This window comes from Pseudomonas sp. StFLB209, assembly GCF_000829415.1.
In the GTDB taxonomy this organism is placed as follows: domain Bacteria; phylum Pseudomonadota; class Gammaproteobacteria; order Pseudomonadales; family Pseudomonadaceae; genus Aquipseudomonas.
Map to the genome: position 1 here is coordinate 3,216,266 of NZ_AP014637.1, position 22,821 is coordinate 3,239,086.

Below are 22,821 nucleotides of genomic sequence, written 5' to 3' on the forward strand. Positions count from 1 at the left end.
TTTATTTACCATCCCGGCCACTTGGCAATGACTAGATTTTATCGTGCAGGTCTCTGATCAATCAGAGGCTGCAGTGGACGGGAGAGGGCGGAATGAGCAATGACGGCGTCAATCCAGGCCGGCGTCGCTTCCTGGTTGCAGCGACTTCGGTAGTCGGGGCAGCAGGGGCGGTAGGGGCTGCGGTCCCGTTCGTGGGGTCGTGGTTTCCCAGTGCCAAGGCCAAGGCCGCAGGTGCACCGGTGAAGGTCAATATCGGCAAGATCGAGCCGGGGCAGCAGATGGTCGCCGAATGGCGCGGTCAGCCGGTGTTCATTCTGCGCCGAACGCCGCAGATCCTCGCTGAGTTGAGCAAGCGTACTGCGCAGCTGTCGGACCCTGAGTCCAGGGCTTCGGTGCAGCCCGGATATGTCGACCAGGCGTTGCGCTCGATCAAACCGGAAATACTCCTGCTGGTCGGTCTGTGTACCCATCTGGGGTGCTCGCCGACCTTTCGTCCCGAAGTGGCGCCAGCCGACCTGGGTGCTGACTGGGTGGGCGGTTACTTCTGCCCCTGCCACGGGTCGCGCTACGACCTGGCTGGGCGGGTCTACAAGGCGCAGCCTGCACCATTGAATCTGCCGGTGCCGCCGCACAGCTACGAGTCCGAGACGGTCATTGTCATCGGCGTCGATCAGGAGAAAGCGTGATGAGCAAATTCATGGCATGGATCGATGCGCGGTTCCCGGCAACCCGGATGTGGGAAGAGCATCTAAGCAAGTATTACGCACCCAAGAATTTCAACTTTTTCTATTTCTTCGGCTCGCTGGCGTTGCTGGTGCTGGTCAACCAACTGGCCACCGGTGTCTGGTTGACCATGAACTACACGCCGACCGCCGAAGATGCCTTCGCGTCTGTCGAGTACATCATGCGTGATGTGGAGTACGGCGCCATCCTGCGTCTGCTGCACTCCACCGGGGCTTCGGCATTCTTTATCGTGGTCTACCTGCACATGTTTCGCGGCCTGCTGTACGGCTCTTACCAGAAGCCTCGTGAGCTGGTGTGGATCTTCGGTATGTTCATCTACCTGGCGCTGATGGCAGAGGCGTTCATGGGCTATCTGTTGCCCTGGGGGCAGATGTCCTACTGGGGGGCGCAGGTGATCATCTCGCTATTCGGTGCCATTCCTTTTATCGGCGACGCGCTGACCGAGTGGATTCGTGGCGATTATCTGATCTCCGGCATCACCCTCAACCGCTTCTTCGCCTTGCACGTGGTGGCCCTGCCGATCGTGATTCTCGGCCTGGTGGTTCTGCATATCCTGGCGCTGCATGAAGTCGGTTCGAACAATCCTGACGGCATCGATATCAAGAAGCTCAAGGACGAGAACGGCGTTCCGCTGGACGGTATCCCGTTCCATCCGTATTACACGGTCAAGGATATCGTTGGCGTTGCGGTGTTTCTCTTTGTGTTCTGCACCATTGTGTTCTTCTTTCCGGAAATGGGCGGTTACTTCCTGGAAAAGCCCAATTTCGAAGCGGCCAATCCGTTCAAGACTCCGGAGCATATTGCGCCGGTCTGGTACTTCACGCCGTTCTACGCAATCTTGCGCGCGATCCCGGACAAGCTCATGGGCGTTATGGCAATGGGCGCTGCGATTGCTGTGCTGTTTGTCCTGCCGTGGCTGGACCGCAGCCCGGTGCGTTCGATGCGTTACAAGGGCTGGCTGAGCCGGGTTTGGCTGGCGGTGTTCTGCGTGGCGTTTGTGACGCTGGGGGTGCTGGGGGTGTTGTCACCTACCCCGGGGCGCACATTGCTGTCGCAGATCTGCACCTTCCTGTACTTCGCGTATTTCATTCTGATGCCGTTCTATACCCGGCTCGAAAAAACCAAACCGGTTCCAGAGAGGGTGACAGGCTGATGAAAAAGCTATTCGCTGTATTGATGCTGGCTTGCCTGCCCATGCTGGCTCTGGCGGCCGGAGCGGGTCTGAAGCTGGAGCCGGTCGACATCGACGTCTCCGACAAGGCTGCGCTGCAGGACGGTGCGCGCACGTTCGTCAACTACTGCATGGGCTGTCATGGGGCCAAGTATCAGCGCTATGAGCGTGTGGCGGACGATCTGGGTATCGCGCACGAAACCATGTTGCAGATGCTGGTGTTTACCGGTGCCAAGATCGGTGACCATATGAAAAGCAGCATGCGCGCCGAAGACGCCAAGGCCTGGTTCGGCGCCGAGCCGCCCGACCTGACCCTGGTGGCGCGGGTGCGCGGTACCGATTGGCTATATAACTACTTGCGCTCGTTCCATGAAGACCCGTCGCGACCTATGGGGGTCAACAATCGGGTATTCCCTAATGTCGGTATGCCCAATGTGCTGGCCGGTCTGCAAGGGCGTCAAGTTATCGGTTGCAAGCAGGTGGCGCTGGAAGTGGACGGCAAGAAGCAATATGACCCGTTGAGCGGTTCGCCCCTGACCCACCAAGCCTGCGATCAGCTGACTGTTCTGCCAGGTACGGGCAGTCTCAATGAGGAGCAGTTCGATGAAAAAGTCCGCAACCTGGTGACCTTTCTGGCTTACTCGGCCAACCCGGTGAAGCTTGAGCATCAGCGGATCGGCACCTGGGTGCTGTTGTACCTCGCGTTCTTCTTTGTATTTGCCTGGCTGTTGAAGCGCGAGTACTGGAAAGATATTCACTGATCGGCGGGTTTTAGCCGTCAACCTGCGCGTCCCTGAGTGACTGTATTAAGAGAATCGCCGCAGTGCGGGTATAGTAGCGGGCCAGGATTGCAGATTTACCATCGGTAAATAAGCTATCTTGTGGCCCGCAACTGCTCGCTGCTGCTGACGATCACTTACTCAGGCATTGCGGGGCGCGTTTGCATTTGTATTACATAAATTTCTACAAGCGAGGAGGATCACCATGGGCGTGACCAATCGGTTGGCCTGTTATTCCGACCCCGCCGACCACTATTCCCATCGCGTACGTATCGTGCTCGCCGAGAAGGGCGTTGCTGCCGAGATCATCGATGTGGTGGCTGACCGGCTGCCTGCGCAATTGATCGAGGTGAATCCTTACGGCAGCCTGCCGACTCTGGTCGATCGGGACCTGGCGTTGTACGAGCCGACGGTGGTGATGGAGTATCTGGAAGAGCGTTATCCGCATCCGCCCTTGATGCCGGTCTATCCGGTGGCCAGAGCCAATACCCGGTTGCTGGCCCACCGGATCCAGCGTGACTGGTGTGCGCTGGTGGATCTGATCCTGAATCCGCGCAGCAAGGAAGGCGAGCGGGTACAGGCGCGCAAGGAACTGCGCGAGAGTCTGACAGGTGTCTCTGTGTTGTTTGCCGAGAAACCTTTTTTTCTCAGTGACGAGCAAAGTCTCGTCGATTGCTGTCTACTGCCCATACTCTGGCGTTTGCCGATATTGGGTATTGAATTGCCGCGGCACGCCAAGCCGTTGCTCGATTACATGGAGCGCCAGTTCGCGCGCGAAGCATTTCAGGCAAGCCTGTCTGCTGCTGAACGTGAAATGCGCTAAGGCTTAAGGAGCCGTTGATGAACTCCAGTCGCCCTTATCTGATTCGTGCTCTTTACGAGTGGATTGTAGATAACGATTGCACCCCGCATATCCTGGTCAATGCCGAGTATCCGTCGGTGCAGGTCCCCCAGGGCTTTGCCAATGATGGCCAAATCGTCCTGAATGTCTCCCCCAGCGCCGTGCGGCAGATGCACATGGACAACGACGCAGTCAGCTTTGAAGGCCGCTTTGGTGGTGTTCCACATACCCTGTATGTGCCTGTCGGCGCAATTCTGGGCATCTATGCCCGGGAGAATGGCCAGGGTATGGTCTTTGACATGGAGCCGGCTCTGGAAGAGCGTGATGTCGAAGAGATCGAAATGGATGAAGAGACTTCCCCCCCTGACAGCGAGCCGCCACGCCCCAGCGGCAGGCCAAGCCTGAAAGTGGTGAAATAAAAAAAAGGCGATCCGGTGGATCGCCTTTTTTATCTCTGTGCGCAGCCAGGGTCTGTTGCCGTTTCAGCGGTTGTGATGAAACGGCAACAGACCCCAATATCAGTCGATGTATTCGAAGAGTTTGACGATCTTTTGCACGCCCGCCACACCTTGAACCAGATTGGTGGCACGGTTGGCTTCCTGTTGGGTGACAAGGCCCAGCAAGTAGACGATGCCGTTCTCGGTCACGACCTTGATGCGTGAGCCGGGAATCGAGTTGTCGGTGAGCATCTGGCTTTTGATCTTGGTGGTCAGCCAGGTGTCGTTCTGGCGCGCCAGAAACGATGACGGTGCAATCACCTGCAGCTCGTTATTGACCTTCTTGACCCGTTGCACCGAAGCGGCGGCCTGTTCGGCGATGGTCTTGAGTTCGGCGCGTGGCGTCTGGCCAGCCAGCAGCACGATGCCGTTATAGCTGGTGACGACAATGTGCGAGCCTTCGGCCAGGTCCGGGTGGGCCTTGGAAATGTTGACGGCTGCTTTGGTCTCGATCAGCGAGTCATCGATCTTGCTGCCAAGGGTGCGCGTGCCCCGATCATCGTTGATCGGCTCGTCGCGGGTGGCGGTCAGCACCGAGCTGCAGCCGCCAAGGCCCAGGCACAGGGCCAGAAATACCAGGCTGAGACGATTAGGGGTCATTCTTCACTCCCGAACAATTGGCTGTCGATCAGATCGCAGAGGCAGTGGATCGCCAGCAGGTGGACTTCTTGAATTCGTGCGGTGACTTTCGCCGGTACGCGGATTTCCACGTCTTCGGGCAGCAGCAGCGAAGCAACATCGCCGCCGTCGCGTCCAGTCAATGCTACGACAATCATTTCGCGATCATGTGCGGCCTGGATCGCCTGAATAATGTTCGCCGAGTTGCCACTGGTGGAAATGGCCAGCAATACATCGCCAGGCTGACCCAGGGCGCGGATCTGTTTGGAAAACACTTCGTTGAAGCTGTAATCGTTGGCAATCGAGGTGATGGTCGAGGCATCAGTGGTCAGGGCGATGGCGGGAAGGCTCGGGCGTTCCCGTTCGAAGCGGTTAAGCAGCTCCGAAGAAAAGTGCTGGGCATCGCCCGCCGAGCCGCCGTTGCCGCACGCCAGCATCTTGCCCTCGTTGAGCAGGGCATTGACCATGACCTGGCTGGCCAGCTCGATATGCGGGGCAAGCACTTCCATCGCCTGCTGCTTGGTGTCGATGCTGGCCTGGAAGAGCCGGCGAATACGGGATTGCATGTCCATCAGGAGTGACCTTGGTTAGAGCATAAGCGGTTGTTCGGCCCTTTGCGGAGGGTTCCGCCGGCTGCCGGCACAACGAATGTGCAGCCCGCATAACAAGAGCAAAAAACGGTGTCGGGTGGTACTGGCATTCGAAAACAACAGCAGCCATGCGCTTCAGCTGTCGAATGCGCTTTTGAGCCAGTTCAGTGGAGCGGCACTCTCGGGCTCTCCATCAACTGCCACTACATCAAAGCGGCAAGGATGGTCGGCCCAGTGTGGTTCTTGCTGCAGGAACAACTGCGCGGTTGCGACGAGTTTTTCCTGCTTGCGCGCGTCGACACTTTCCAGCGCGCTACCCCAGCCGCGTTGGCGGCGATAGCGCACTTCGACGAATACTACTGTAGAGCCATCAAGCATGACCAGATCAAGCTCGCCGCGTCGGCAGGACCAGTTGCGTGTAATCAATTGCAGGCCCTGCTGCTGCAGGTGCTGCAGGGCGAAGGTTTCGGCCTCGTGCCCTGCAGTACTACTGCCTGATTTCAAGGCGCGGTGTCCGGCAGGCGCTGGACTTCGCCGTTGACGAACTCTGCCCACGGCAGTTGACGTTCGATGCGGCGGTTGGCATTCAGGCTCAGACTGCCGGACAGGCCGTCCAGGCGGCTGTCGGGCAGCGCCTTGAGCTGGGTCAGGCGTGGTGCCAGGCGATAGGCGTCGACGCCCATCGCATACAGGCGGCCCAGGCTGCTGGCGGCTTGCGGCCATTGAGTGACGACCTGCTGACGCAGCGGGTCATTGGCATTGAGCATCCATGGGGTGTCACAGAAGCGTACCCCGTTGAGATCGTTGTACTGGGCGCGATCATTGCTGTTGGTGAACAGTTGCGAAGTCGCATAGACCGGTACGTCGCCTGCGTACTGGAAAACCATGGTCGGTTTGATCTGCTGGGCTTGTTGCGGGGTGGCGACCAGGAACATGAAGTCGATGTCCTGGCGACGCGACGGTTGTGCAGCCACCTGGGCGCCGGTCGCAGCCTGCAGGCGCTGGGCGCGGCCTTCGCTGGAGCGCAGTTGGAACATGTCGGCGATCTGGCGGGCCAGATCCACTGGCTGGTCGATGCGCTCCACTGCCAGCAGGGTGCCGCCCTTGGCGCGCCAGCTGTTGTTGAATGCTGCCAGGACGCGATCGCCCCATTCACCTTTCGGAACCATGGCCACGGCGGTGCGCTTGCCTTCTGACCAGGCGCGGCGTGCCACTTCACGGGCTTCGTCTTCTGCGGCCAGGCCGAACTGGAACAGTTCTTGAGGACCGGCGGTGGCGCTGTCGCTGTAGTTCAGGGCCAGCGTGGAAATCGGCAATTGCGGGCGGGCACTGAGTTGCTTGACCAGTTCTTTCTCAAGGGGGCCGACCACCAGTTGCACGCCGGCGGCCTGGGCCTGACGGTAGAACTCATCCATCGAGGTGACGCGCGAGCTGTCGAACACCTGGATCGCTGGCGGGTTCTGACCGGCTTGCTGAGCCTGGTAATGCGCCGCCAGGAAACCTTCGCGCAGCGCTTTGGCCACATTGGCCAGCGGACCTTCCTGCGGCAGCAGCAGGGCGATGCGGGTCAGGGGTACGCTGGTCAGCGAACGCAGTTGTGCCAGTGCAGCTGGCAGTTGCTGTGCAGCAGGGTGCTGAGGGTTCTGGGCTTTCCAGCTATCGATCGCCGCCTGTTGCTGTTCCAGAGTGCCGGCGCTTTTGATCGCCCGGGCCAGGTTCAGCCAGCCGCTCAGGTCATCATTGCCGGTGCCTTGCAACTGCTCGGCGGGCAGGGCTGAAACCAGTTTCCAGATAGCATCGTTGTTGGCGCTCGCCTCATTGCCTTGCAGCAAGGGGCCTGCAAAGACCCGCTCACGGGCTGCTGGCAGGATCTGGCCATCGAGTTCCAGTGCGCGGGCATGGACCTGGTGGGTGCGGATCTGCTGTTCTACCGAGAGTTCTGCCAGGCGCTGCAGGCTAGGGTGCGACAGGGCTTCAAGGGCTGCCTTGGGCTGGTTGCGCCCCAGCGCCAGTTCTGCCGACAGGGTGCTGGCCAGAACCTGCAGCCCCGGCGGCAACTGGTCGATCTGGACCTGGGCCAGCAACTGTGCGGCACGGCCCGGGTTGCCCTGACGATTGGCAAGCTCTGCGGCGCTCAAGCGCAGCGTGGCCGCTTTGTCCGGTGTCTTGGCATTGGCCGCCTGTTCCAGCAACTGCTCAATGCTGGCGTCGGGGGTGCGAGGGAGTTCACCAAGGTTTGATGATGGTGAACCGGCGCAAGCTGCCAGCAGGGCGGCAAGGCAGAGGGCAGAGAACAGCCGCAGACTAGCGATCATGTATATGTTCCTGGTACTCAAGCAAATTAGCGGGGAATTGTACCCAACCACTGGCCGGGGTGCGACTTTAGGGTGCCTCTAAAAACTACCTGCGTTGCCATCACTGCGTTGAGAACAGGCTCGCAATGCTCATTGAGCGTTGTAAAGTCGTACGCGACTCCGACCATTGCGAGCCTGTTTTGCCTTGCGCTGGCTGCCTCGCCTACGGTTCAGGAGGCGCTCTGTAGTCTGTACAATGCCTTCTTTTTATAAATGTCTGGAGTCATGAGTATGAGGTTCGCGTTTTGACTGTCGCGCCCGCTTCGAATTCCGCCACCGGTTCGCTTTATGTCGTGGCTACCCCTATCGGCAATCTGGACGACATGAGCGTGCGGGCACTGAAGGTCCTGCGCGACGTCGCACTTATCGCTGCCGAGGATACCCGGCATTCATTGCGCTTGATGCAACACTTTGGCATAGCGACACCACTGGCGGCCTGTCATGAGCATAACGAGCGTAATGAAGGTAGTCGCTTTATCGAGCGCTTACTGGCGGGCGACGATGTTGCGCTGATTTCCGATGCGGGCACGCCGTTGATTTCCGATCCGGGCTACCACCTGGTCCGGCAGGCGCGTGCGGCAGGAATCAAGGTGGTCCCGGTACCAGGCGCTTGCGCGTTGATTGCGGCGCTATCGGCGGCCGGCTTGCCCTCGGACCGGTTCATCTTCGAAGGCTTTCTGCCAGCGAAGGCGGTGGGGCGCAAATCCAGGCTTGAGCAATTGCGTGAAGAGCCGCGGACCTTGATCTTTTATGAGGCGCCGCACCGGATCCTGGAGTGTCTGCAGGACATGGAAGCGGTGTTTGGCGAAGAGCGGCCAGCCGTGCTGGCTCGTGAGTTGACCAAGACCTTCGAGACCCTCAAGGGTCTGCCGCTGGCGCAGTTGCGATCGTTTGTCGAGGCTGACAGCAACCAGCAGCGCGGTGAGTGCGTTGTTTTGGTCGCCGGCTGGAGCGTAGCGCAGGAAGATGATGCGATCAGCGCCGAGGCGCGTCGGGTTCTTGATTTGCTCTTGCAGGATTTACCGGTCAAACGCGCTGCCGCGTTGGCAGCGGAAATTACCGGTGTGCGCAAGAATCTGCTCTATCAACTGGCGCTGGATAAACAGAAACAATGAGGCGTTTTTATTACAGGCACGTTCAACTACAAGCTTTTAAGGCTTGTTCTTGAACGCTTGTGCCGTTAACCTTGGCGCCGGAGAGTCGATTGGACAGTCGCTGCCTCTTGTTGTTCCGCAACAAGGGGGGGAGGAAAGTCCGGGCTCCATAGGGCGGAGTGCCAGGTAACGCCTGGGAGGCGCGAGCCTACGGAAAGTGCCACAGAAAATAACCGCCTAAGCACTTCGGTGCCGGTAAGGGTGAAAAGGTGCGGTAAGAGCGCACCGCACGTCTGGCAACAGTACGTGGCTAGGTAAACCCCACTCGGAGCAAGACCAAATAGGGTTCCAAGGCGTGGCCCGCGCTGGAACCGGGTAGGTTGCTAAAGACGTCCAGTGATGGCCGTCGTAGAGGAATGACTGTCCTCGACAGAACCCGGCTTACAGATCGACTCTCCACCTCCCACCTCCTTCTTTTTTCAGCTGCTTTGGGCAGTAGTGAACCCGTTCGAAATTTCAAAAAAATCTTAAACTTCATAAATCACTTTAAGTTTGATTCCTATCTCCATGACAAGCATCGCCTTGTTCATGTCCGGCTGCTCTGAAATTATCTGTTTCCCTCCTGTATCACTCCTAAATTGCCGTTATGTAAGGGTTTTCCTTCAGGTCGTGCCTTGACGGTGTGGTGGGCGCGTTCCTATAGTGTGCGCAAGTGGCAGAAAGTGGCACGAAGTGGGTTTTTCCAGCGCAAGAATATAGAATTCGGAGACTGCGCCTGTGTTCCGTGGTGCCAACGCGATCAATCTCGACGCTAAAGGTCGTCTCGCTATGCCGAGCCGGTATCGCGACGAGTTGGATTCGCGCAGTGGTGGCCAGTTGATAGTAACCATTGATGCCATAGATCCCTGCTTGTGCATTTATCCGCTGTCCGAGTGGGAACTGATTGAGGCGAAGCTGCGAGAGCTCGCCACCTTTCGTGAAGAAAACCGCCGTTTGCAGCGGCTATTGATTGGTAATGCGGTCGATCTTGAACTCGACGGCAGTGGACGTTTTCTGGTGCCGCCACGACTGCGCGACTACGCCAAGTTGGATAAGCGCGTGATGTTAGTTGGCCAGCTAAACAAGTTTCAATTGTGGGACGAGGACGCCTGGAACGCTCTTGCTGATGCGGACCTGGCGGCTATTCAACAACCCGGCGCGATGCCCGACGATTTACGTGACCTGATCCTGTGACTATGAATAGCGGTTTTACCCACATCACCGTACTGCTCGAAGAAGCTGTCGAGGCTTTGGCTGTGCGCGCCGATGGCTGCTATCTGGATGGCACGTTCGGTCGTGGCGGTCACAGTCGTCTGCTGCTCAGCCAGTTGGGGGCTGAGGGGCAGTTGTTAGGGTTCGACAAGGACCCGCAGGCGATTGCCACGGGGCAAACGCTGGCGGCCGAAGACGGCCGCTTTGTCATTGTGCAGCGCAGCTTTGCCGAGCTGGGGGCCGAGGTGGCCGAGCGCGGTTTGCAAGGCAAGGTCAGTGGCATTCTGATGGACCTGGGCGTCTCGTCGCCGCAGCTTGACGACCCGGAGCGCGGTTTCAGCTTCATGCATGATGGTCCGTTGGACATGCGCATGAATCCGGGGCAGGGCATCAGTGCTGCCGAATTCGTCGCCAGCGCACCTGCCGAAGAACTGGCGCGGGTGTTCAAGCAATACGGTGAAGAGCGTTTTGCCCGGCGGATGGCCAACGCTGTTGTCGAGCGGCGCCAGCTGCGTCCTTTCGAGCGTACCGCCGACCTGGCTGAGGTGCTCAAGGTCGCCAACCCGGCCTGGGAAAAGGGCAAGCATCCGGCAACCCGCGCTTTCCAGGGGTTGCGCATTCACGTCAACAACGAACTGGGCGACCTTGAAACCGGTCTTGAAGCGGCCATCGATGCCCTTGAAGTGGGTGGTCGTCTGGTGGTTATCAGCTTCCATTCTCTGGAAGACCGGATCGTCAAGCTGTTCATGCGCAAGCTGGTCAAGGGCGAGGCCGACAACCTGCCACGCAATCTGCCGGTGCAGGCCAAGGTTTTCGAGCCGCGCATCAGGCTGGTCGGCAAGGCGCAATTCGCTTCTGAAGCAGAAACCCGTGCCAACCCGCGTTCGCGCAGCGCTGTCATGCGTGTCGCGGAGAAGTTGCGGTGAGTCGCCTGTTCTTCAAGCCATTGCCTACCGGCAGCTTTTTCATGCTGCTGCTGTTCATCGCTGTGCTGGTGTCAGCCATTGGTGTTTCCTATAGCGCGCACTGGAACCGTCAGCTGCTCAACTCGCTGTATACAGAAACCAGTATTCGCGACAAGGCGCAGGCCGAGTGGGGACGACTGATCCTCGAACAGAGCACCTGGACAGCGCACAGCCGGATTGAAAACCTGGCCACCGAGCAGCTCAAAATGCGCATCCCCAATGCGGGTGAAGTGCGGATGGTGGCGCCATGATGAAGCTTGAAGGCGCTTTGTATCCGTGGCGTTTCCGCTTGGTCGTGGGTTTGTTGTGTCTGCTGGTGGCAGCGATCTCCTGGCGCATCGTCGACCTGCAGGTGGTCGAAAATACTTTCCTGCAAGAGCAGGGCGATGCGCGCAGCCTTCGTCACATTCCCATTCCTGCGCACCGTGGTCTGATCACCGACCGTAACGGCGAGCCCCTGGCAGTCAGTACGCCGGTTACCACCTTGTGGGCCAACCCCAAGGAAATGCTTCAGGACCGCAGCAAGTGGCCGCTGTTGGCACAAGCCCTGGGGCAGGATGCCAAGGCTCTGACTGAGCGTCTGGAGTCGCAGGCAGGCAAGGAATTCATCTATCTGGTGCGGGGCCTGACGCCGGAGCACGGCCAGGCTGTGCTTGATCTCAAGGTGCCAGGGGTCTACGGCATCGAGGAGTTCCGGCGCTTTTATCCGGCCGGTGACGTAACGGCACATATGGTCGGCTTCACCGACCTGGATGATCACGGCCGCGAAGGCGTCGAGCTGGCCTATGACGAGTGGCTGGCCGGTGTGCCTGGCAAGCGTCAGGTCATCAAGGACCGACGAGGGCGTCTGATCAAGGATGTCCAGGTTACCAAGAACGCCAAGGCCGGCAAGACCTTGGCGTTGTCTATCGACCTGCGTTTGCAGTACCTGGCGACTCGCGAATTGCGTAACGCGATCATCGAGAACGAAGCCAAGGCTGGCAGTCTGGTGATCATGGACGTCAAGACCGGGGAAATCCTGGCGATGGTCAACAGCCCGACCTACAACCCCAACAACCGCCGCACCATGGTGCCGGCCGCCATGCGTAACCGGGCAATCATCGACGTGTTCGAACCCGGCTCGACCATGAAACCGATCTCCATGGGCGCGGCACTGGAAAGCGGGCGCTGGAAGCCTACCGACAAGGTCGAGGTCTACCCCGGCACGCTGCAGATCGGTCGCTATACCATTCGTGACGTGAGCAAGACCGAGGGACCGGTGCTCGACCTGACCGGCATCCTGATCAACTCCAGTAACGTGGGGATGAGCAAGGTGGCCTTCGACGTCGGCGGCGAGGCGATTTTCCGTACCATGCAGCGCATGGGTTTCGGCCAGTACACCGGCCTGGGTTTCCCGGGTGAGCGGGTCGGCAACCTGCCCAACTACCGCGAGTGGCGCAAGGCTGAAACGGCGACCCTGTCTTATGGCTATGGCGTGTCGGTCACGGCCTTGCAACTGGCTCACGCCTACGGTGCGCTGGCCAACAATGGCCGGATCGTGCCGCTGAGCATTCTCAAGACCAACGCTGAGCCGACCTCGGTGCAGGCGATTCCCGAAGCCACTGCCAAGACCCTGCACACCATGCTGCAGGAGGTGATCGAGGACACCCGCGGCGTCTATCGCGCCCGTGTGCCGTCCTATCACGTCGGCGGCAAGAGTGGTACGGCGCGCAAGACCTCGATCGGCACCAAAGGCTATGCCGAGAATTCCTACCGCTCGTTGTTCGCCGGTTTCGGCCCGATGAGCAACCCGCGTTACGCCATCGTGGTGGTAATCGATGAACCGAGCAAAGGCGGCTACTACGGTGGTCTGGTCTCGGCTCCGGTGTTCAGCAAAGTGATGTCCGGAACCCTGCGACTGATGAACATTCCGCCGGATAACCTGGAACCCGAGCAGGCCGTCAAAGCACCGGTTGCCAAAGGAGGGCGTGGCTGATGTCTTTCAATCTGAGCAAGATCTTTCCGGGCACCGAGCGTGACCCGTTGATTCGCGAACTGAGCCTGGACAGCCGCAAGGTGCGTCCGGGAGACCTGTTTCTGGCGGTGCCGGGGCTTAAGGTCGACGGTCGTGACCATATCGCCGATGCCCTGCAACGTGGCGCCGCAGCGGTGGCTTATGAAGTTGAAGGCGCCAGTGTGCTGCCGATCACTGATGTGCCACTGATCCCGGTCAAGGGCCTGGCGGGGCAGTTGTCAGCGATTGCCGGACGTTTTTATGGCGACCCAAGCCGGCGCCTGAATCTGATTGGTGTCACGGGCACCAACGGCAAGACCAGCGTGACCCAACTGGTGGCTCAGGCACTCGACCTGCTGGGTCAGCGTTGCGGCATCGTCGGTACGCTGGGCACTGGTTTCTTTGAGGCGCTGCAGAGCGGCTTGCACACGACCCCTGATCCGATTGCCGTACAGGCGACTCTGGCGGACCTCAAGCACGCCGAGGCGCGCGCCGTGGCCATGGAGGTTTCTTCCCATGGCCTGGAGCAGGGCCGGGTCAAGGCGGTGGAGTTTGACGTGGCAGTGTTCACCAACCTGTCGCGCGACCATCTTGATTATCACGGCACCATGCAGGCTTACGGCGCCGCCAAGGCCCAGTTGTTCGCCTGGCCAGATCTGAGCTGCCGGGTGATCAACCTGGATGACGACTTTGGCCGCGAACTGGCCGACGCGCCGCACCTGTCAAAACTCATTACCTACAGCCTGCTCGACAAGAGTGCCTGGCTGTACTGCCGCGATGCGCGATTCGACGACGATGGCGTGCGCGCGACGCTGGTCACGCCGCAAGGCGAGCATCTCTTGCGTAGCAGCCTGCTGGGGCGTTTCAACCTGAGCAATCTGCTGGCGGCAATCGGTGCTTTGCTGGGCCTCGACTACGCCCTGGATGAAGTGCTCAAGGTGCTGCCACAACTGGTCGGGCCGGTCGGGCGCATGCAGCGCCTGGGGGGTGGTAACCAGCCGCTGGTAGTGGTCGATTACGCCCACACCCCCGATGCGCTGGAAAAGGTTCTTGAGGCTCTGCGGCCGCATGCCAAGGGGCGTCTGCTGTGCCTGTTCGGCTGTGGCGGTGACCGTGATCGCGGCAAGCGTCCGCTGATGGCCGAGGTCGCCGAGCGGCTGGCCGACGTAGTGCTGGTCACCGATGACAATCCGCGCAGCGAAGCCAGCGAACAGATCTTTGCTGACATTCGTCCGGGTTTCAGTGCGGCGGCTCCGGTGCGCTTTGTGGCCGGTCGCGGCCAGGCGATTGCCGAATTCATCGCCACCGCTCATGCCGAGGACGTGGTTCTGCTGGCCGGTAAAGGCCATGAGGACTACCAGGAGATCGATGGTCAGCGCCACCGGTTCTCGGATCTTGATCAGGCCGCTGCCGCGTTGGCCGGATGGGAGGCAGAGCATGCTTGAGTCGTTGCGTTTCAGTGACCTGCTGATCCCGCTGGATGCACAGCGTACCGGTGATGACTGCCTGTTCGGCGGCGTCAGTACCGACAGCCGCAATATTGCCCCGGGCCAATTGTTCGTGGCCCTGACCGGTCCGCGTTTCGATGGCCATGACTATCTGCAGCAGGTCGCCGCCAAGGGCGCGGTGGGGGCCTTGGTCGAGCGTGAAGTGGCGGGCGTGAATCTGCCGCAACTGGTGGTCCTCGATACCCGCAAGGCACTGGCTCAGTTGGGCGCGATGAACCGCAATGCGTTCGTCGACCGCCCTGTTGCCGCCGTCACCGGGTCCAGCGGCAAGACCACAGTCAAGGAAATGCTCGCCAGTATCCTGCGTACCCGCGGTCCGGTGCTGGCGACCCGTGGCAACCTGAATAACGATCTGGGTGTACCGCTGACGCTGCTCGAGCTGGCCCCGGAACATCGTGCAGCGGTCATTGAGCTGGGCGCATCGCGAGTAGGCGAGATCGCCTACACCGTGAGCCTGACCAAGCCGCACGTGTCCATCCTGACCAACGCCGGGACTGCCCATGTGGGTGAGTTTGGCGGGCCGCAAAAGATTGTCGAGGCCAAGGGCGAGATCATTGAAGGCCTCGATGCCCAAGGCGTTGCAGTCCTTAACCTTGATGACGCCGCCTACCCGGTCTGGCTGATTCGGGCCGGTGAGCGCAAGGTGTTGAGCTTCGCTCTGGAAAATCCTCAGGCAGATTTTCATGCCAGCGAACTGAGCCGTGACGTGCGTGGCTGCCCGGGCTTTACCCTCAATGGCCCGCAGGGATCGGCAGCGGTACAGCTTAATCTGCTGGGGATCCACAACGTGGCCAACGCTCTCGCCGCTGCGGCTGGCGCACATGCGCTGGGTGTCAGCCTCGACGGCATCGTCGCGGGCCTCAATGCCATGCAGCCGGTCAAGGGCCGCACCGTGGTGCACATGGCAGCCAATGGTCAGCGGGTCATCGATGACACTTACAACGCCAACCCGTCTTCGATCAAGGCTGCCACTGACCTGCTCGCAGGCTTCGCCGGCCGCAGGGTGCTGGTGCTGGGTGACATCGGCGAACTGGGCGACTGGGCCGAACAGGGCCACCGTGAAGTCGGTGCCCATGCCGTCGGCAAAGTCGATGCACTGTATGCCGTCGGTCCGTTGATGCTGCATGCGGTCAATGCCTTCGGTGCTGGCGCCCGTCATTTTGCAACCCAGGCCGAGCTGATCGCGGCACTGCATGGCGAACAAGATTCAAACACCACTTTATTGATCAAGGGATCGCGCAGCGCCGCCATGGAAAATGTCGTGGCGGCCTTGTGCGGTTCCAGCCTGGAGAAACATTAATGCTGTTGCTGTTGGCCGAATTTTTACAACAGTTCCATAAAGGCTTTGCAGTCTTCCAGTACCTGACCCTGCGCGGGATTCTCGGTGTGCTCACGGCCCTGAGCCTTTCTCTGTGGCTCGGCCCGTGGATGATCCGCACCCTGCAGATTCGCCAGATTGGTCAGGCTGTGCGCAACGATGGTCCACAATCGCATTTGTCCAAATCCGGCACCCCGACCATGGGCGGTGCGCTGATCCTTTCGTCGATTGCCGTCAGCACCCTGCTATGGGCTGACCTGGCCAACCGCTACGTCTGGGTGGTGCTGCTGGTTACCCTGCTGTTCGGTGCCATCGGCTGGGTCGACGACTACCGCAAAGTGATCGAGAAGAACTCGCGTGGCCTGCCGAGCCGCTGGAAGTACTTCTGGCAATCGGTGTTTGGCCTGTGTGCGGCGATCTTTCTGTACATGACCGCGCAATCGCCGGTCGAAACCACGCTGATCATTCCGATGCTCAAGGACATGCATTGGGAAATGGGCATCGGTTTCGTGATCCTGACCTACTTCGTGATTGTCGGCTCCAGTAACGCGGTCAACCTGACTGACGGCCTGGACGGCCTGGCGATCATGCCGACAGTGATGGTCGGTGGAGCGTTGGGTATTTTCTGCTACCTGTCGGGTAACGTGAAATTCGCCGAATACCTGCTGATCCCGTATGTACCTGGCGCGGGCGAACTGATCGTGTTCTGCAGTGCGCTGATCGGTGCCGGTCTGGGCTTTCTGTGGTTCAACACCTATCCGGCTCAGGTGTTCATGGGCGACGTCGGTGCACTGGCACTCGGCGCGGCGCTGGGCACCATCGCGGTCATTGTCCGTCAGGAAATCGTGCTGTTCATCATGGGCGGGGTGTTCGTGATGGAAACCCTGTCAGTGGTCATTCAGGTTGCATCCTTCAAGCTGACCGGTCGCCGCGTGTTCCGCATGGCACCGATTCACCACCACTTTGAACTCAAGGGCTGGCCCGAGCCACGCGTGATCGTCCGTTTCTGGATCATCACCGTGATTCTCGTGCTGATTGGCCTTGCCACACTGAAACTGAGGTAAACGCGAGTGTCTTTGATCGTTACCGACCAGTTCCGCATCGTTGTCGGCCTCGGCAAGAGCGGCATGTCCCTGGTTCGCTACCTGGCGAACCGGGGCATTGCCTTTGCCGTGGCTGATACGCGGGACAATCCACCGGAGCTGGCGACCCTGCGTCGTGAGTATCCGCATGTGGATGTGCGGTGTGGCGAGCTGGACGTCGAGTTCCTCTGCCGTGCCAGCGAGTTGTACGTGAGCCCGGGTCTGGCCCTGGCGACACCTGCCTTGCAGGCGGCTCAGGCACGCGGTGTGAAACTGTCGGGCGATATCGAGCTGTTTGCCCGCAATGCCAAGGCGCCGATCGTGGCAATTACCGGCTCCAACGCCAAGAGCACCGTGACCACCCTGGTTGGCGAGATGGCCGCCGCGGCTGGCAAGCGTGTTGCGGTGGGCGGCAATCTCGGTACTCCGGCACTGGACCTGCTCGACGACAGCGTTGAGCTGTACGTGATGGAGCTGTCGAGCTTCCAGTTGGAAACCACTGACCAACTGGATGCCGAAGTCGCCACGGTACTGAACATCAGTGAAGATCATATGGACCGCTACAGCGGTCTGCCGGCCTATCACCTGGCCAAACACCGGATCTTTCGGGGGGCCCGGCAAGTAGTGGTCAACCGTCAGGATGCCCTGTCGCGGCCGTTGATCGGTGAAGGGTTGCCGCGCTGGACCTTTGGCCTGAACACACCAGACTTCCATGCCTTCGGTATTCGTGAAGAAAACGGCGAAAAGTACCTGGCGTTCCAGTTCGAACTGTTGCTGCCGGTCAGCGAGCTGAAAGTGCGTGGGGCGCATAATCATGCCAACGCGCTGGCCGCCCTGGCCCTGGGGCACGCCGCAGGTTTGCCCATGGACGCCATGCTGAGCAGCCTGCGCAATTTCACCGGCCTTGAGCATCGCTGCCAGTGGGTGCGTGAGCGCGCCGGTGTGCAGTATTACAACGATTCCAAGGCGACCAACGTCGGTGCTGCGCTGGCCGCCATCGAAGGTCTGGGAGCCGACCTCGACGGCAAGCTGGTACTGATCGCCGGCGGCGACGGCAAGGGCGCCGATTTCAGTGCTCTGCGGGCGCCGGTTGCACAGCATTGCCGCGCTGTCGTGCTACTTGGCCGCGATGCCGGGCTTATCGCCCAGGCACTGGGTGATGAGGTCGTGCAGGTTCGGGTTGCGAGCCTGGAAGAAGCCGTACAGCGCAGCGCCGAACTGGCGCAGGCGGGTGATGTTGTGCTGCTCTCGCCAGCCTGTGCGAGTCTGGACATGTTCAAAAACTATGAAGAACGCGGACGCTTGTTCGCCAAGGCCGTGGAGGTGCTGGCATGATTTTCGGCATCTTCAAGCCTTACCCGTCGCCCTTGATAAGCGGGCGCGGCATCGACGTCGATTTCCCGATGCTCGCCGGTTGCCTGGCGTTGCTGGGGCTTGGGCTGGTGATGATTACCTCGTCGTCGTCGGAGGTCGCTGCGGCGCAGTCCGGCAACACGCTGTACATGATGACGCGTCACCTCATCTACCTGATTATCGGCCTTGGCGCCTGTGGCGCAACCATGCTGATCCCGGTTGCTACCTGGCAGCGCATGGGCTGGATGTTGCTGATCGGCGCATTCGGCCTGTTGCTGCTGGTACTGGTGCCGGGGATCGGCCGTGAGGTCAACGGCTCGATGCGCTGGATCGGCTTTGGTGCATTCAACGTACAGCCATCTGAAATCGCCAAGGTCTTCGTGGTGCTGTTCCTGGCCGGTTACCTGGTGCGCCGCCAGCAGGAAGTACGGGAGAGCTGGATGGGCTTCTTCAAGCCATTCATCGTGCTGCTGCCGATGGCGGGCCTGTTGCTGATGGAGCCGGACTTCGGTGCCACGGTGGTAATGATGGGCGCTGCCGCCGCGATGCTGTTCCTGGGCGGTGTCGGCCTGTTCCGTTATTCGCTGATGGTGGTGCTGGCCGTCGTCGCGGTCTTTGTGCTGGTTCAGGCCCAACCCTATCGTATGGCGCGCCTGACCAACTTCACTGACCCCTGGGCCGACCAGTTCGGCTCCGGCTACCAACTGACCCAGGCCCTGATTGCTTTCGGCCGCGGCGAATGGCTGGGTGTCGGCTTGGGTAACAGCGTGCAGAAGCAGTTCTACCTGCCCGAGGCGCACACCGATTTTGTGTTCTCGGTGCTGGCTGAAGAGCTGGGTGTGGTGGGCTCGTTGCTGACCGTCGGGCTGTTCCTGTTCGTCAGTATCCGCGGCATGTACATCGGCTTCTGGGCTGAGCGTGCCAAACAGTTTTTCGGTGCCTACACCGCTTATGGCCTGTCGTTCCTGTGGATCGGCCAGTTCCTGATCAACATCGGGGTAAACGTCGGTCTGTTGCCGACCAAGGGCCTGACCTTGCCATTTCTGAGTTATGGCGGCAGCTCGCTGGTCATCTGCTGTGCCAGCCTGGGCCTGTTGTTGCGCATCGAGTGGGAGTCGCGCAACAACATGGGCAGCGAGGAAACCGAGTTCAACGAAAGCGATTTTGCCGAGGAGCCTCCCCGTGGACGCTAATGTGCTGATCATGGCTGGCGGCACCGGCGGGCACGTGTTCCCGGCGCTGGCCTGCGCCCGTGAGTTCCAGAACCGTGGCTACAAGGTCCATTGGCTGGGTACCCCACGCGGCATTGAAAACGAACTGGTGCCGCAAGCCGGCCTGACGCTGCATCGTATCGATGCCAGTGGCCTGCGTGGCAAGGGCAAGCTGTCGCTGCTCAAGGCGCCGTTGATGTTGCTCAAGGCGCTGCTGCAGGCGCGCAAGGTGATGCGTCAGCTCAAGCCTGCCTTCGTGGTCGGCTTCGGCGGTTATGTCACAGGGCCCGGTGGTCTGGCCGCGAAAATGGCCGGTGTGCCATTGATCATTCACGAGCAGAACGCCGTGGCCGGTACTGCCAACCGCAGTCTGGCGTCCTTTGCCAGCCGGATCTGCGAAGCATTCCCGGACACTTTCGGGGCTTCGGACAAGCGTCGCACTACCGGCAACCCGGTACGGGTCGAGCTGTTCTTTGAAACCCCGCGCCAGCCGCTGGCTGGTCGCAAGGCACGCCTGCTGGTGCTGGGCGGCAGCCTCGGTGCTGAACCGTTGAACAAGCTGCTGCCCGAAGCGCTGGCCCTGCTGGCGCCAGAGCTGCGCCCCGAGGTCTTCCACCAGACCGGCAGGCAGCACGACCAGATCACCACCGAACGTTACCGCAACGCCGGTGTAGAGGCGCAGGTTGCGCCGTTCATCCAGGACATGGCGCAGGCTTATGCCTGGGCCGACCTGGTGGTGTGCCGCGCAGGCGCGTTGACCATCAGTGAGCTGGCCGCCGCCGGGCTGCCGTCGCTGCTGATTCCGTTGCCCCACGCGATCGACGACCACCAGTCCCGCAACGCTGATTATCTGGCCCGCGAAGGCGCTGCCTTCGTCATGCCGCAAGCGACAACTGGCGCCGCCGATATGGCCAGCCGCCTGAAAGAGGTTCTGATGCAACCCGAACAATTGAACAGCATGGCCCGCACCGCTCGCCGTCTGGCCAGGCCTGATGCCACCCGTACCGTTGTCGATACCTGTGTGGAGGTGGCCCGTGGTTGAGAATCAACGCGCCATGCCGCAACCGGAAATGCGCCGTATCCGCCGCATCCACTTCGTCGGTATCGGCGGTGTAGGCATGTGCGGCATTGCCGAAGTGCTGCTGAACCTCGGTTATGAAGTGTCCGGTTCCGACCTAAAGGGCTCGGCGGTGACCGAGCGCCTGAAGGCGTTCGGCGCGCAGATCTTCATTGGCCACCAGGCAGAAAACACGGTCGGCGCCGATGTGCTGGTCGTCTCAAGCGCCGTGAACACCTCCAACCCGGAGGTCGCCACCGCCCTGGAGCGGCGTATTCCTGTGGTGCCGCGTGCCGAGATGCTGGCTGAGCTGATGCGCTACCGGCACGGTATTGCCGTTGCAGGCACCCATGGCAAGACCACCACCACCAGCCTGCTGGCTTCGGTGTTTGCAGCAGGCGGCCTGGACCCGACATTTGTCATCGGTGGCCGTCTCAACGCCGCCGGCACCAACGCTCAACTGGGCACCAGCCGGTATCTGATTGCAGAGGCCGATGAGAGCGACGCCAGCTTCCTGCACTTGCAACCGCTGGTCGCTGTGGTCACCAATATCGATGCCGATCATATGGCGACCTATGAGGGTGACTTCAACAAGCTGAAGAAGACCTTCGTCGAGTTCCTGCACAACCTTCCGTTCTACGGTCTGGCAGTGATGTGTGTTGACGACCCTGTGGTGCGCGAGATTCTGCCGCAGGTCAAACGCCCGACCGTCACCTATGGCTTCAGCGAGACCGCTGACGTGCGTGCGATCAATGTCCGTCAGGAAGGTATGCGTACGTTCTTCACCGTGCTGCGCCGTGATCGTGAACCGCTGGATGTCTCGGTGAACATGCCGGGCAACCACAACGTGCTCAACTCGCTGGCAACCATCGCCATTGCCTCCGATGAAGGCATCAGTGACGAAGCGATCATCCAGGGCCTGTCGGGCTTTCAGGGAGTCGGCCGGCGCTTCCAGGTCTATGGCGAACTGCCGGTTGAAGGCGGTCATGTGATGCTGGTCGACGACTATGGTCACCACCCGCGTGAAGTCGCGGCGGTGATCAATGCTGTGCGTGGCGGCTGGCCGGAGCGGCGCCTGGTGATGGTCTATCAACCGCACCGTTTCAGCCGCACCCGTGACCTGTATGACGATTTCGTCCAGGTACTGGCCGAATCCAATGTGTTGTTGTTGATGGAAGTCTACCCGGCCGGTGAAGAGCCGATTCCGGGGGCCGACAGCCGCAACCTGTGCCACAGCATTCGCCAGCGCGGTCAACTCGACCCGATCTACATCGAGCGCGGTGCCGAACTCGCCCCGCTGGTCAAGCCGCTGCTGCGCGCCGGTGACATCCTGCTGTGCCAGGGCGCTGGTGATATCGGTGGGCTGGCCCCGCAACTGCTCAAGAGCCCGCTGTTCGCCGGGGCTGTGGTGGCGCCGACTGAAGGGAAGCTCAAATGACAGCCCTGAATGCATCCAACTTGCACTCCAGCCTGGCGCCGCAGAAGTTCGGCCGGGTGGCGGTGCTGTTCGGCGGCAAGAGCGCCGAGCGCGAGGTCTCGCTCAAGTCCGGGCGAGCCGTGCTCGGTGCCTTGCAGAGCGCTGGTGTGGATGCCTTCGGGATTGATGTCGGCGACGACCTGCTGCAGCGTCTGGGCAGCGAGAAGATCGATCGTGCGTTTATTGTGCTGCATGGTCGCGGCGGTGAAGACGGCAGCATGCAGGGCCTTCTGGAGTGCCTGGGCATCCCTTATACCGGCAGTGGCGTGCTGGCCTCGGCACTGGCGATGGACAAGCTGCGCACCAAGCAGATCTGGCAAAGCCTCGGCTTGCCGACACCCTTGCACCGCGTACTGGCCAGCGAAGATGACTGTATTTTTACAGCGACGGAACTGGGCCTGCCTTTGATCGTCAAACCGGCCCATGAGGGTTCCAGTATTGGTATGGCGAAAGTGAGCAGTGTCGAAGAGTTGGTCGCTGCCTGGAAAGTTGCCAGTACCTATGATTCACAAGTTATGGTCGAGCAATGGATCGAAGGTCCGGAGTTCACCGTTGCTTGTCTGCGTGGCCAGGTTCTGCCGCCAATTGGCCTGGGCACATCGCACAGTTTCTATGATTACGAAGCCAAGTATCTGGCTGACGATACTCAATACCGGATTCCGTCCGGGCTCAGTGAAGCTAAAGAGCATGAACTGCGCGACCTTACTGTGCGCGCTTGCGCGGCCGTGGGTGTCAGTGGCTGGGCCCGTACCGACGTGATGCAAGACGCCCAGGGCAAGTTCTGGCTGCTTGAAGTCAATACCGTCCCCGGCATGACTGACCACAGCCTGGTGCCGATGGCGGCAGCAGCGGCAGGCCTGGATTTCCAGCAACTGGTGTTGGCGATTCTTGCCGACAGCGTTCAGGAACGAGGTTAAG

The 22,821-nt window shown here is 60.4% G+C and carries 22 protein-coding genes and 1 other RNA gene; 19 read left to right on the top strand and 4 right to left on the bottom strand.

The features are described from left to right. Positions 1 to 92: 92 nt before the first annotated feature. The 5 genes from petA to PSCI_RS14360 all read left to right on the top strand — a co-directional run bounded on the left by petA (position 93) and on the right by PSCI_RS14360 (position 3,954). A complete protein-coding gene (gene petA, locus PSCI_RS14340) occupies positions 93 to 686 on the top strand; it encodes a ubiquinol-cytochrome c reductase iron-sulfur subunit (RefSeq protein ID WP_045487949.1) in 594 nt (197 codons plus the stop codon). Next, a complete protein-coding gene (locus PSCI_RS14345; RefSeq protein ID WP_045487951.1) occupies positions 686 to 1,897 on the top strand; it encodes a cytochrome b in 1,212 nt (403 codons plus the stop codon). The genes petA and PSCI_RS14345 overlap by 1 nt, the downstream gene beginning before the upstream one ends. Beyond that, a complete protein-coding gene (locus tag PSCI_RS14350; protein WP_045487954.1) occupies positions 1,897 to 2,676 on the top strand; it encodes a cytochrome c1 in 780 nt (259 codons plus the stop codon). The genes PSCI_RS14345 and PSCI_RS14350 overlap by 1 nt, the downstream gene beginning before the upstream one ends. 223 nt (positions 2,677 to 2,899) lie before the next feature. Continuing rightward, positions 2,900 to 3,517, top strand: a complete 618-nt coding sequence (locus PSCI_RS14355; protein ID WP_045487957.1) for a glutathione S-transferase N-terminal domain-containing protein — start codon at positions 2,900 to 2,902, stop codon at positions 3,515 to 3,517. 17 nt (positions 3,518 to 3,534) lie between these two features. Continuing rightward, positions 3,535 to 3,954: a ClpXP protease specificity-enhancing factor gene (locus tag PSCI_RS14360; protein WP_045487960.1), complete on the top strand. Its 420-nt coding sequence runs from the start codon at positions 3,535 to 3,537 to the stop codon at positions 3,952 to 3,954. 99 nt (positions 3,955 to 4,053) lie between these two features. Here the strand turns inward: PSCI_RS14360 and PSCI_RS14365 are convergent, their stop codons facing one another. The 4 genes from PSCI_RS14365 to PSCI_RS14380 all read right to left on the bottom strand — a co-directional run bounded on the left by PSCI_RS14365 (position 4,054) and on the right by PSCI_RS14380 (position 7,555). Then, positions 4,054 to 4,632 (bottom strand): BON domain-containing protein, encoded by a 579-nt coding sequence (locus PSCI_RS14365; RefSeq protein ID WP_045487963.1) that lies wholly within the window; start codon positions 4,630 to 4,632, stop codon positions 4,054 to 4,056. Further along, a complete protein-coding gene (locus PSCI_RS14370; protein ID WP_045487965.1) occupies positions 4,629 to 5,222 on the bottom strand; it encodes a phosphoheptose isomerase in 594 nt (197 codons plus the stop codon). Before PSCI_RS14370 ends, PSCI_RS14365 begins: the two co-directional genes overlap by 4 nt. Positions 5,223 to 5,375: 153 nt before the next feature. Continuing rightward, the gene (locus PSCI_RS14375) at positions 5,376 to 5,744 is read right to left on the bottom strand and encodes a YraN family protein (RefSeq protein WP_045487968.1); all 369 of its coding nucleotides are present in this window, start codon (positions 5,742 to 5,744) and stop codon (positions 5,376 to 5,378) included. Continuing rightward, a complete protein-coding gene (locus tag PSCI_RS14380; protein WP_045487971.1) occupies positions 5,741 to 7,555 on the bottom strand; it encodes a penicillin-binding protein activator in 1,815 nt (604 codons plus the stop codon). Before PSCI_RS14380 ends, PSCI_RS14375 begins: the two co-directional genes overlap by 4 nt. A 284-nt stretch (positions 7,556 to 7,839) precedes the next feature. On the opposite strand from PSCI_RS14380, the gene rsmI reads away from it, so the two are divergent. The 14 genes from rsmI to PSCI_RS14445 all read left to right on the top strand — a co-directional run bounded on the left by rsmI (position 7,840) and on the right by PSCI_RS14445 (position 22,820). Then, the gene (gene rsmI / locus PSCI_RS14385) at positions 7,840 to 8,709 is read left to right on the top strand and encodes a 16S rRNA (cytidine(1402)-2'-O)-methyltransferase (protein WP_045487974.1); all 870 of its coding nucleotides are present in this window, start codon (positions 7,840 to 7,842) and stop codon (positions 8,707 to 8,709) included. 81 nt (positions 8,710 to 8,790) lie between these two features. Beyond that, positions 8,791 to 9,148, top strand: an RNA gene (gene rnpB, locus PSCI_RS28345) — RNase P RNA component class A. A gap of 317 nt (positions 9,149 to 9,465) precedes the next feature. Continuing rightward, a complete protein-coding gene (mraZ, locus tag PSCI_RS14390) occupies positions 9,466 to 9,921 on the top strand; it encodes a division/cell wall cluster transcriptional repressor MraZ (RefSeq protein ID WP_045487977.1) in 456 nt (151 codons plus the stop codon). 2 nt (positions 9,922 to 9,923) lie between these two features. Continuing rightward, entirely contained in the window at positions 9,924 to 10,865 is a 942-nt protein-coding gene (gene rsmH, locus PSCI_RS14395; protein ID WP_144403380.1) for a 16S rRNA (cytosine(1402)-N(4))-methyltransferase RsmH, read from the top strand. Continuing rightward, entirely contained in the window at positions 10,862 to 11,155 is a 294-nt protein-coding gene (ftsL, locus tag PSCI_RS14400) for a cell division protein FtsL (protein ID WP_045487983.1), read from the top strand. Before rsmH ends, ftsL begins: the two co-directional genes overlap by 4 nt. Further along, on the top strand, positions 11,152 to 12,879 hold the full coding sequence (locus tag PSCI_RS14405; protein WP_045487985.1) for a peptidoglycan D,D-transpeptidase FtsI family protein: 1,728 nt from the start codon (positions 11,152 to 11,154) through the stop codon (positions 12,877 to 12,879). The genes ftsL and PSCI_RS14405 overlap by 4 nt, the downstream gene beginning before the upstream one ends. Further along, positions 12,879 to 14,342 (top strand): UDP-N-acetylmuramoyl-L-alanyl-D-glutamate--2,6-diaminopimelate ligase, encoded by a 1,464-nt coding sequence (locus tag PSCI_RS14410; RefSeq protein ID WP_045487988.1) that lies wholly within the window; start codon positions 12,879 to 12,881, stop codon positions 14,340 to 14,342. Before PSCI_RS14405 ends, PSCI_RS14410 begins: the two co-directional genes overlap by 1 nt. Continuing rightward, positions 14,335 to 15,705, top strand: a complete 1,371-nt coding sequence (locus PSCI_RS14415; protein ID WP_045487990.1) for a UDP-N-acetylmuramoyl-tripeptide--D-alanyl-D-alanine ligase — start codon at positions 14,335 to 14,337, stop codon at positions 15,703 to 15,705. Before PSCI_RS14410 ends, PSCI_RS14415 begins: the two co-directional genes overlap by 8 nt. Beyond that, positions 15,705 to 16,787 carry a phospho-N-acetylmuramoyl-pentapeptide-transferase gene (gene mraY, locus PSCI_RS14420; RefSeq protein ID WP_045487992.1) on the top strand — a complete coding sequence of 361 codons (1,083 nt, stop codon included), beginning with the start codon at positions 15,705 to 15,707 and terminating at the stop codon, positions 16,785 to 16,787. Before PSCI_RS14415 ends, mraY begins: the two co-directional genes overlap by 1 nt. A 6-nt stretch (positions 16,788 to 16,793) precedes the next feature. Beyond that, a complete protein-coding gene (gene murD, locus PSCI_RS14425) occupies positions 16,794 to 18,140 on the top strand; it encodes a UDP-N-acetylmuramoyl-L-alanine--D-glutamate ligase (RefSeq protein ID WP_045487994.1) in 1,347 nt (448 codons plus the stop codon). Beyond that, positions 18,137 to 19,351: a putative lipid II flippase FtsW gene (ftsW, locus tag PSCI_RS14430; protein ID WP_045487997.1), complete on the top strand. Its 1,215-nt coding sequence runs from the start codon at positions 18,137 to 18,139 to the stop codon at positions 19,349 to 19,351. The genes murD and ftsW overlap by 4 nt, the downstream gene beginning before the upstream one ends. Then, positions 19,341 to 20,411 carry an undecaprenyldiphospho-muramoylpentapeptide beta-N-acetylglucosaminyltransferase gene (murG, locus tag PSCI_RS14435; protein WP_045488000.1) on the top strand — a complete coding sequence of 357 codons (1,071 nt, stop codon included), beginning with the start codon at positions 19,341 to 19,343 and terminating at the stop codon, positions 20,409 to 20,411. Before ftsW ends, murG begins: the two co-directional genes overlap by 11 nt. Positions 20,412 to 20,424: 13 nt before the next feature. Next, positions 20,425 to 21,864 (top strand): UDP-N-acetylmuramate--L-alanine ligase, encoded by a 1,440-nt coding sequence (murC, locus tag PSCI_RS14440; protein ID WP_173426716.1) that lies wholly within the window; start codon positions 20,425 to 20,427, stop codon positions 21,862 to 21,864. Next, on the top strand, positions 21,861 to 22,820 hold the full coding sequence (locus PSCI_RS14445; RefSeq protein WP_045488005.1) for a D-alanine--D-alanine ligase: 960 nt from the start codon (positions 21,861 to 21,863) through the stop codon (positions 22,818 to 22,820). The genes murC and PSCI_RS14445 overlap by 4 nt, the downstream gene beginning before the upstream one ends. Position 22,821 lies beyond the last annotated feature (1 nt).

Excerpts from the sequence above, each read along its gene's own strand:
- petA (WP_045487949.1), top strand. The coding sequence starts at position 93 with ATGAGCAATGACGGCGTCAATCCAGGCCGGCGTCGCTTCCTGGTTGCA.
- PSCI_RS14345 (WP_045487951.1), top strand. The coding sequence starts at position 686 with ATGAGCAAATTCATGGCATGGATCGATGCGCGGTTCCCGGCAACCCGG.
- PSCI_RS14350 (WP_045487954.1), top strand. The coding sequence starts at position 1,897 with ATGAAAAAGCTATTCGCTGTATTGATGCTGGCTTGCCTGCCCATGCTG.
- PSCI_RS14355 (WP_045487957.1), top strand. The coding sequence starts at position 2,900 with ATGGGCGTGACCAATCGGTTGGCCTGTTATTCCGACCCCGCCGACCAC.
- PSCI_RS14360 (WP_045487960.1), top strand. The coding sequence starts at position 3,535 with ATGAACTCCAGTCGCCCTTATCTGATTCGTGCTCTTTACGAGTGGATT.
- PSCI_RS14365 (WP_045487963.1), bottom strand. The coding sequence starts at position 4,632 with ATGACCCCTAATCGTCTCAGCCTGGTATTTCTGGCCCTGTGCCTGGGC.
- PSCI_RS14370 (WP_045487965.1), bottom strand. The coding sequence starts at position 5,222 with ATGGACATGCAATCCCGTATTCGCCGGCTCTTCCAGGCCAGCATCGAC.
- PSCI_RS14380 (WP_045487971.1), bottom strand. The coding sequence starts at position 7,555 with ATGATCGCTAGTCTGCGGCTGTTCTCTGCCCTCTGCCTTGCCGCCCTG.
- rsmH (WP_144403380.1), top strand. The coding sequence starts at position 9,924 with ATGAATAGCGGTTTTACCCACATCACCGTACTGCTCGAAGAAGCTGTC.
- PSCI_RS14405 (WP_045487985.1), top strand. The coding sequence starts at position 11,152 with ATGATGAAGCTTGAAGGCGCTTTGTATCCGTGGCGTTTCCGCTTGGTC.
- PSCI_RS14410 (WP_045487988.1), top strand. The coding sequence starts at position 12,879 with ATGTCTTTCAATCTGAGCAAGATCTTTCCGGGCACCGAGCGTGACCCG.
- PSCI_RS14415 (WP_045487990.1), top strand. The coding sequence starts at position 14,335 with ATGCTTGAGTCGTTGCGTTTCAGTGACCTGCTGATCCCGCTGGATGCA.
- mraY (WP_045487992.1), top strand. The coding sequence starts at position 15,705 with ATGCTGTTGCTGTTGGCCGAATTTTTACAACAGTTCCATAAAGGCTTT.
- ftsW (WP_045487997.1), top strand. The coding sequence starts at position 18,137 with ATGATTTTCGGCATCTTCAAGCCTTACCCGTCGCCCTTGATAAGCGGG.
- murC (WP_173426716.1), top strand. The coding sequence starts at position 20,425 with ATGCCGCAACCGGAAATGCGCCGTATCCGCCGCATCCACTTCGTCGGT.
- PSCI_RS14445 (WP_045488005.1), top strand. The coding sequence starts at position 21,861 with ATGACAGCCCTGAATGCATCCAACTTGCACTCCAGCCTGGCGCCGCAG.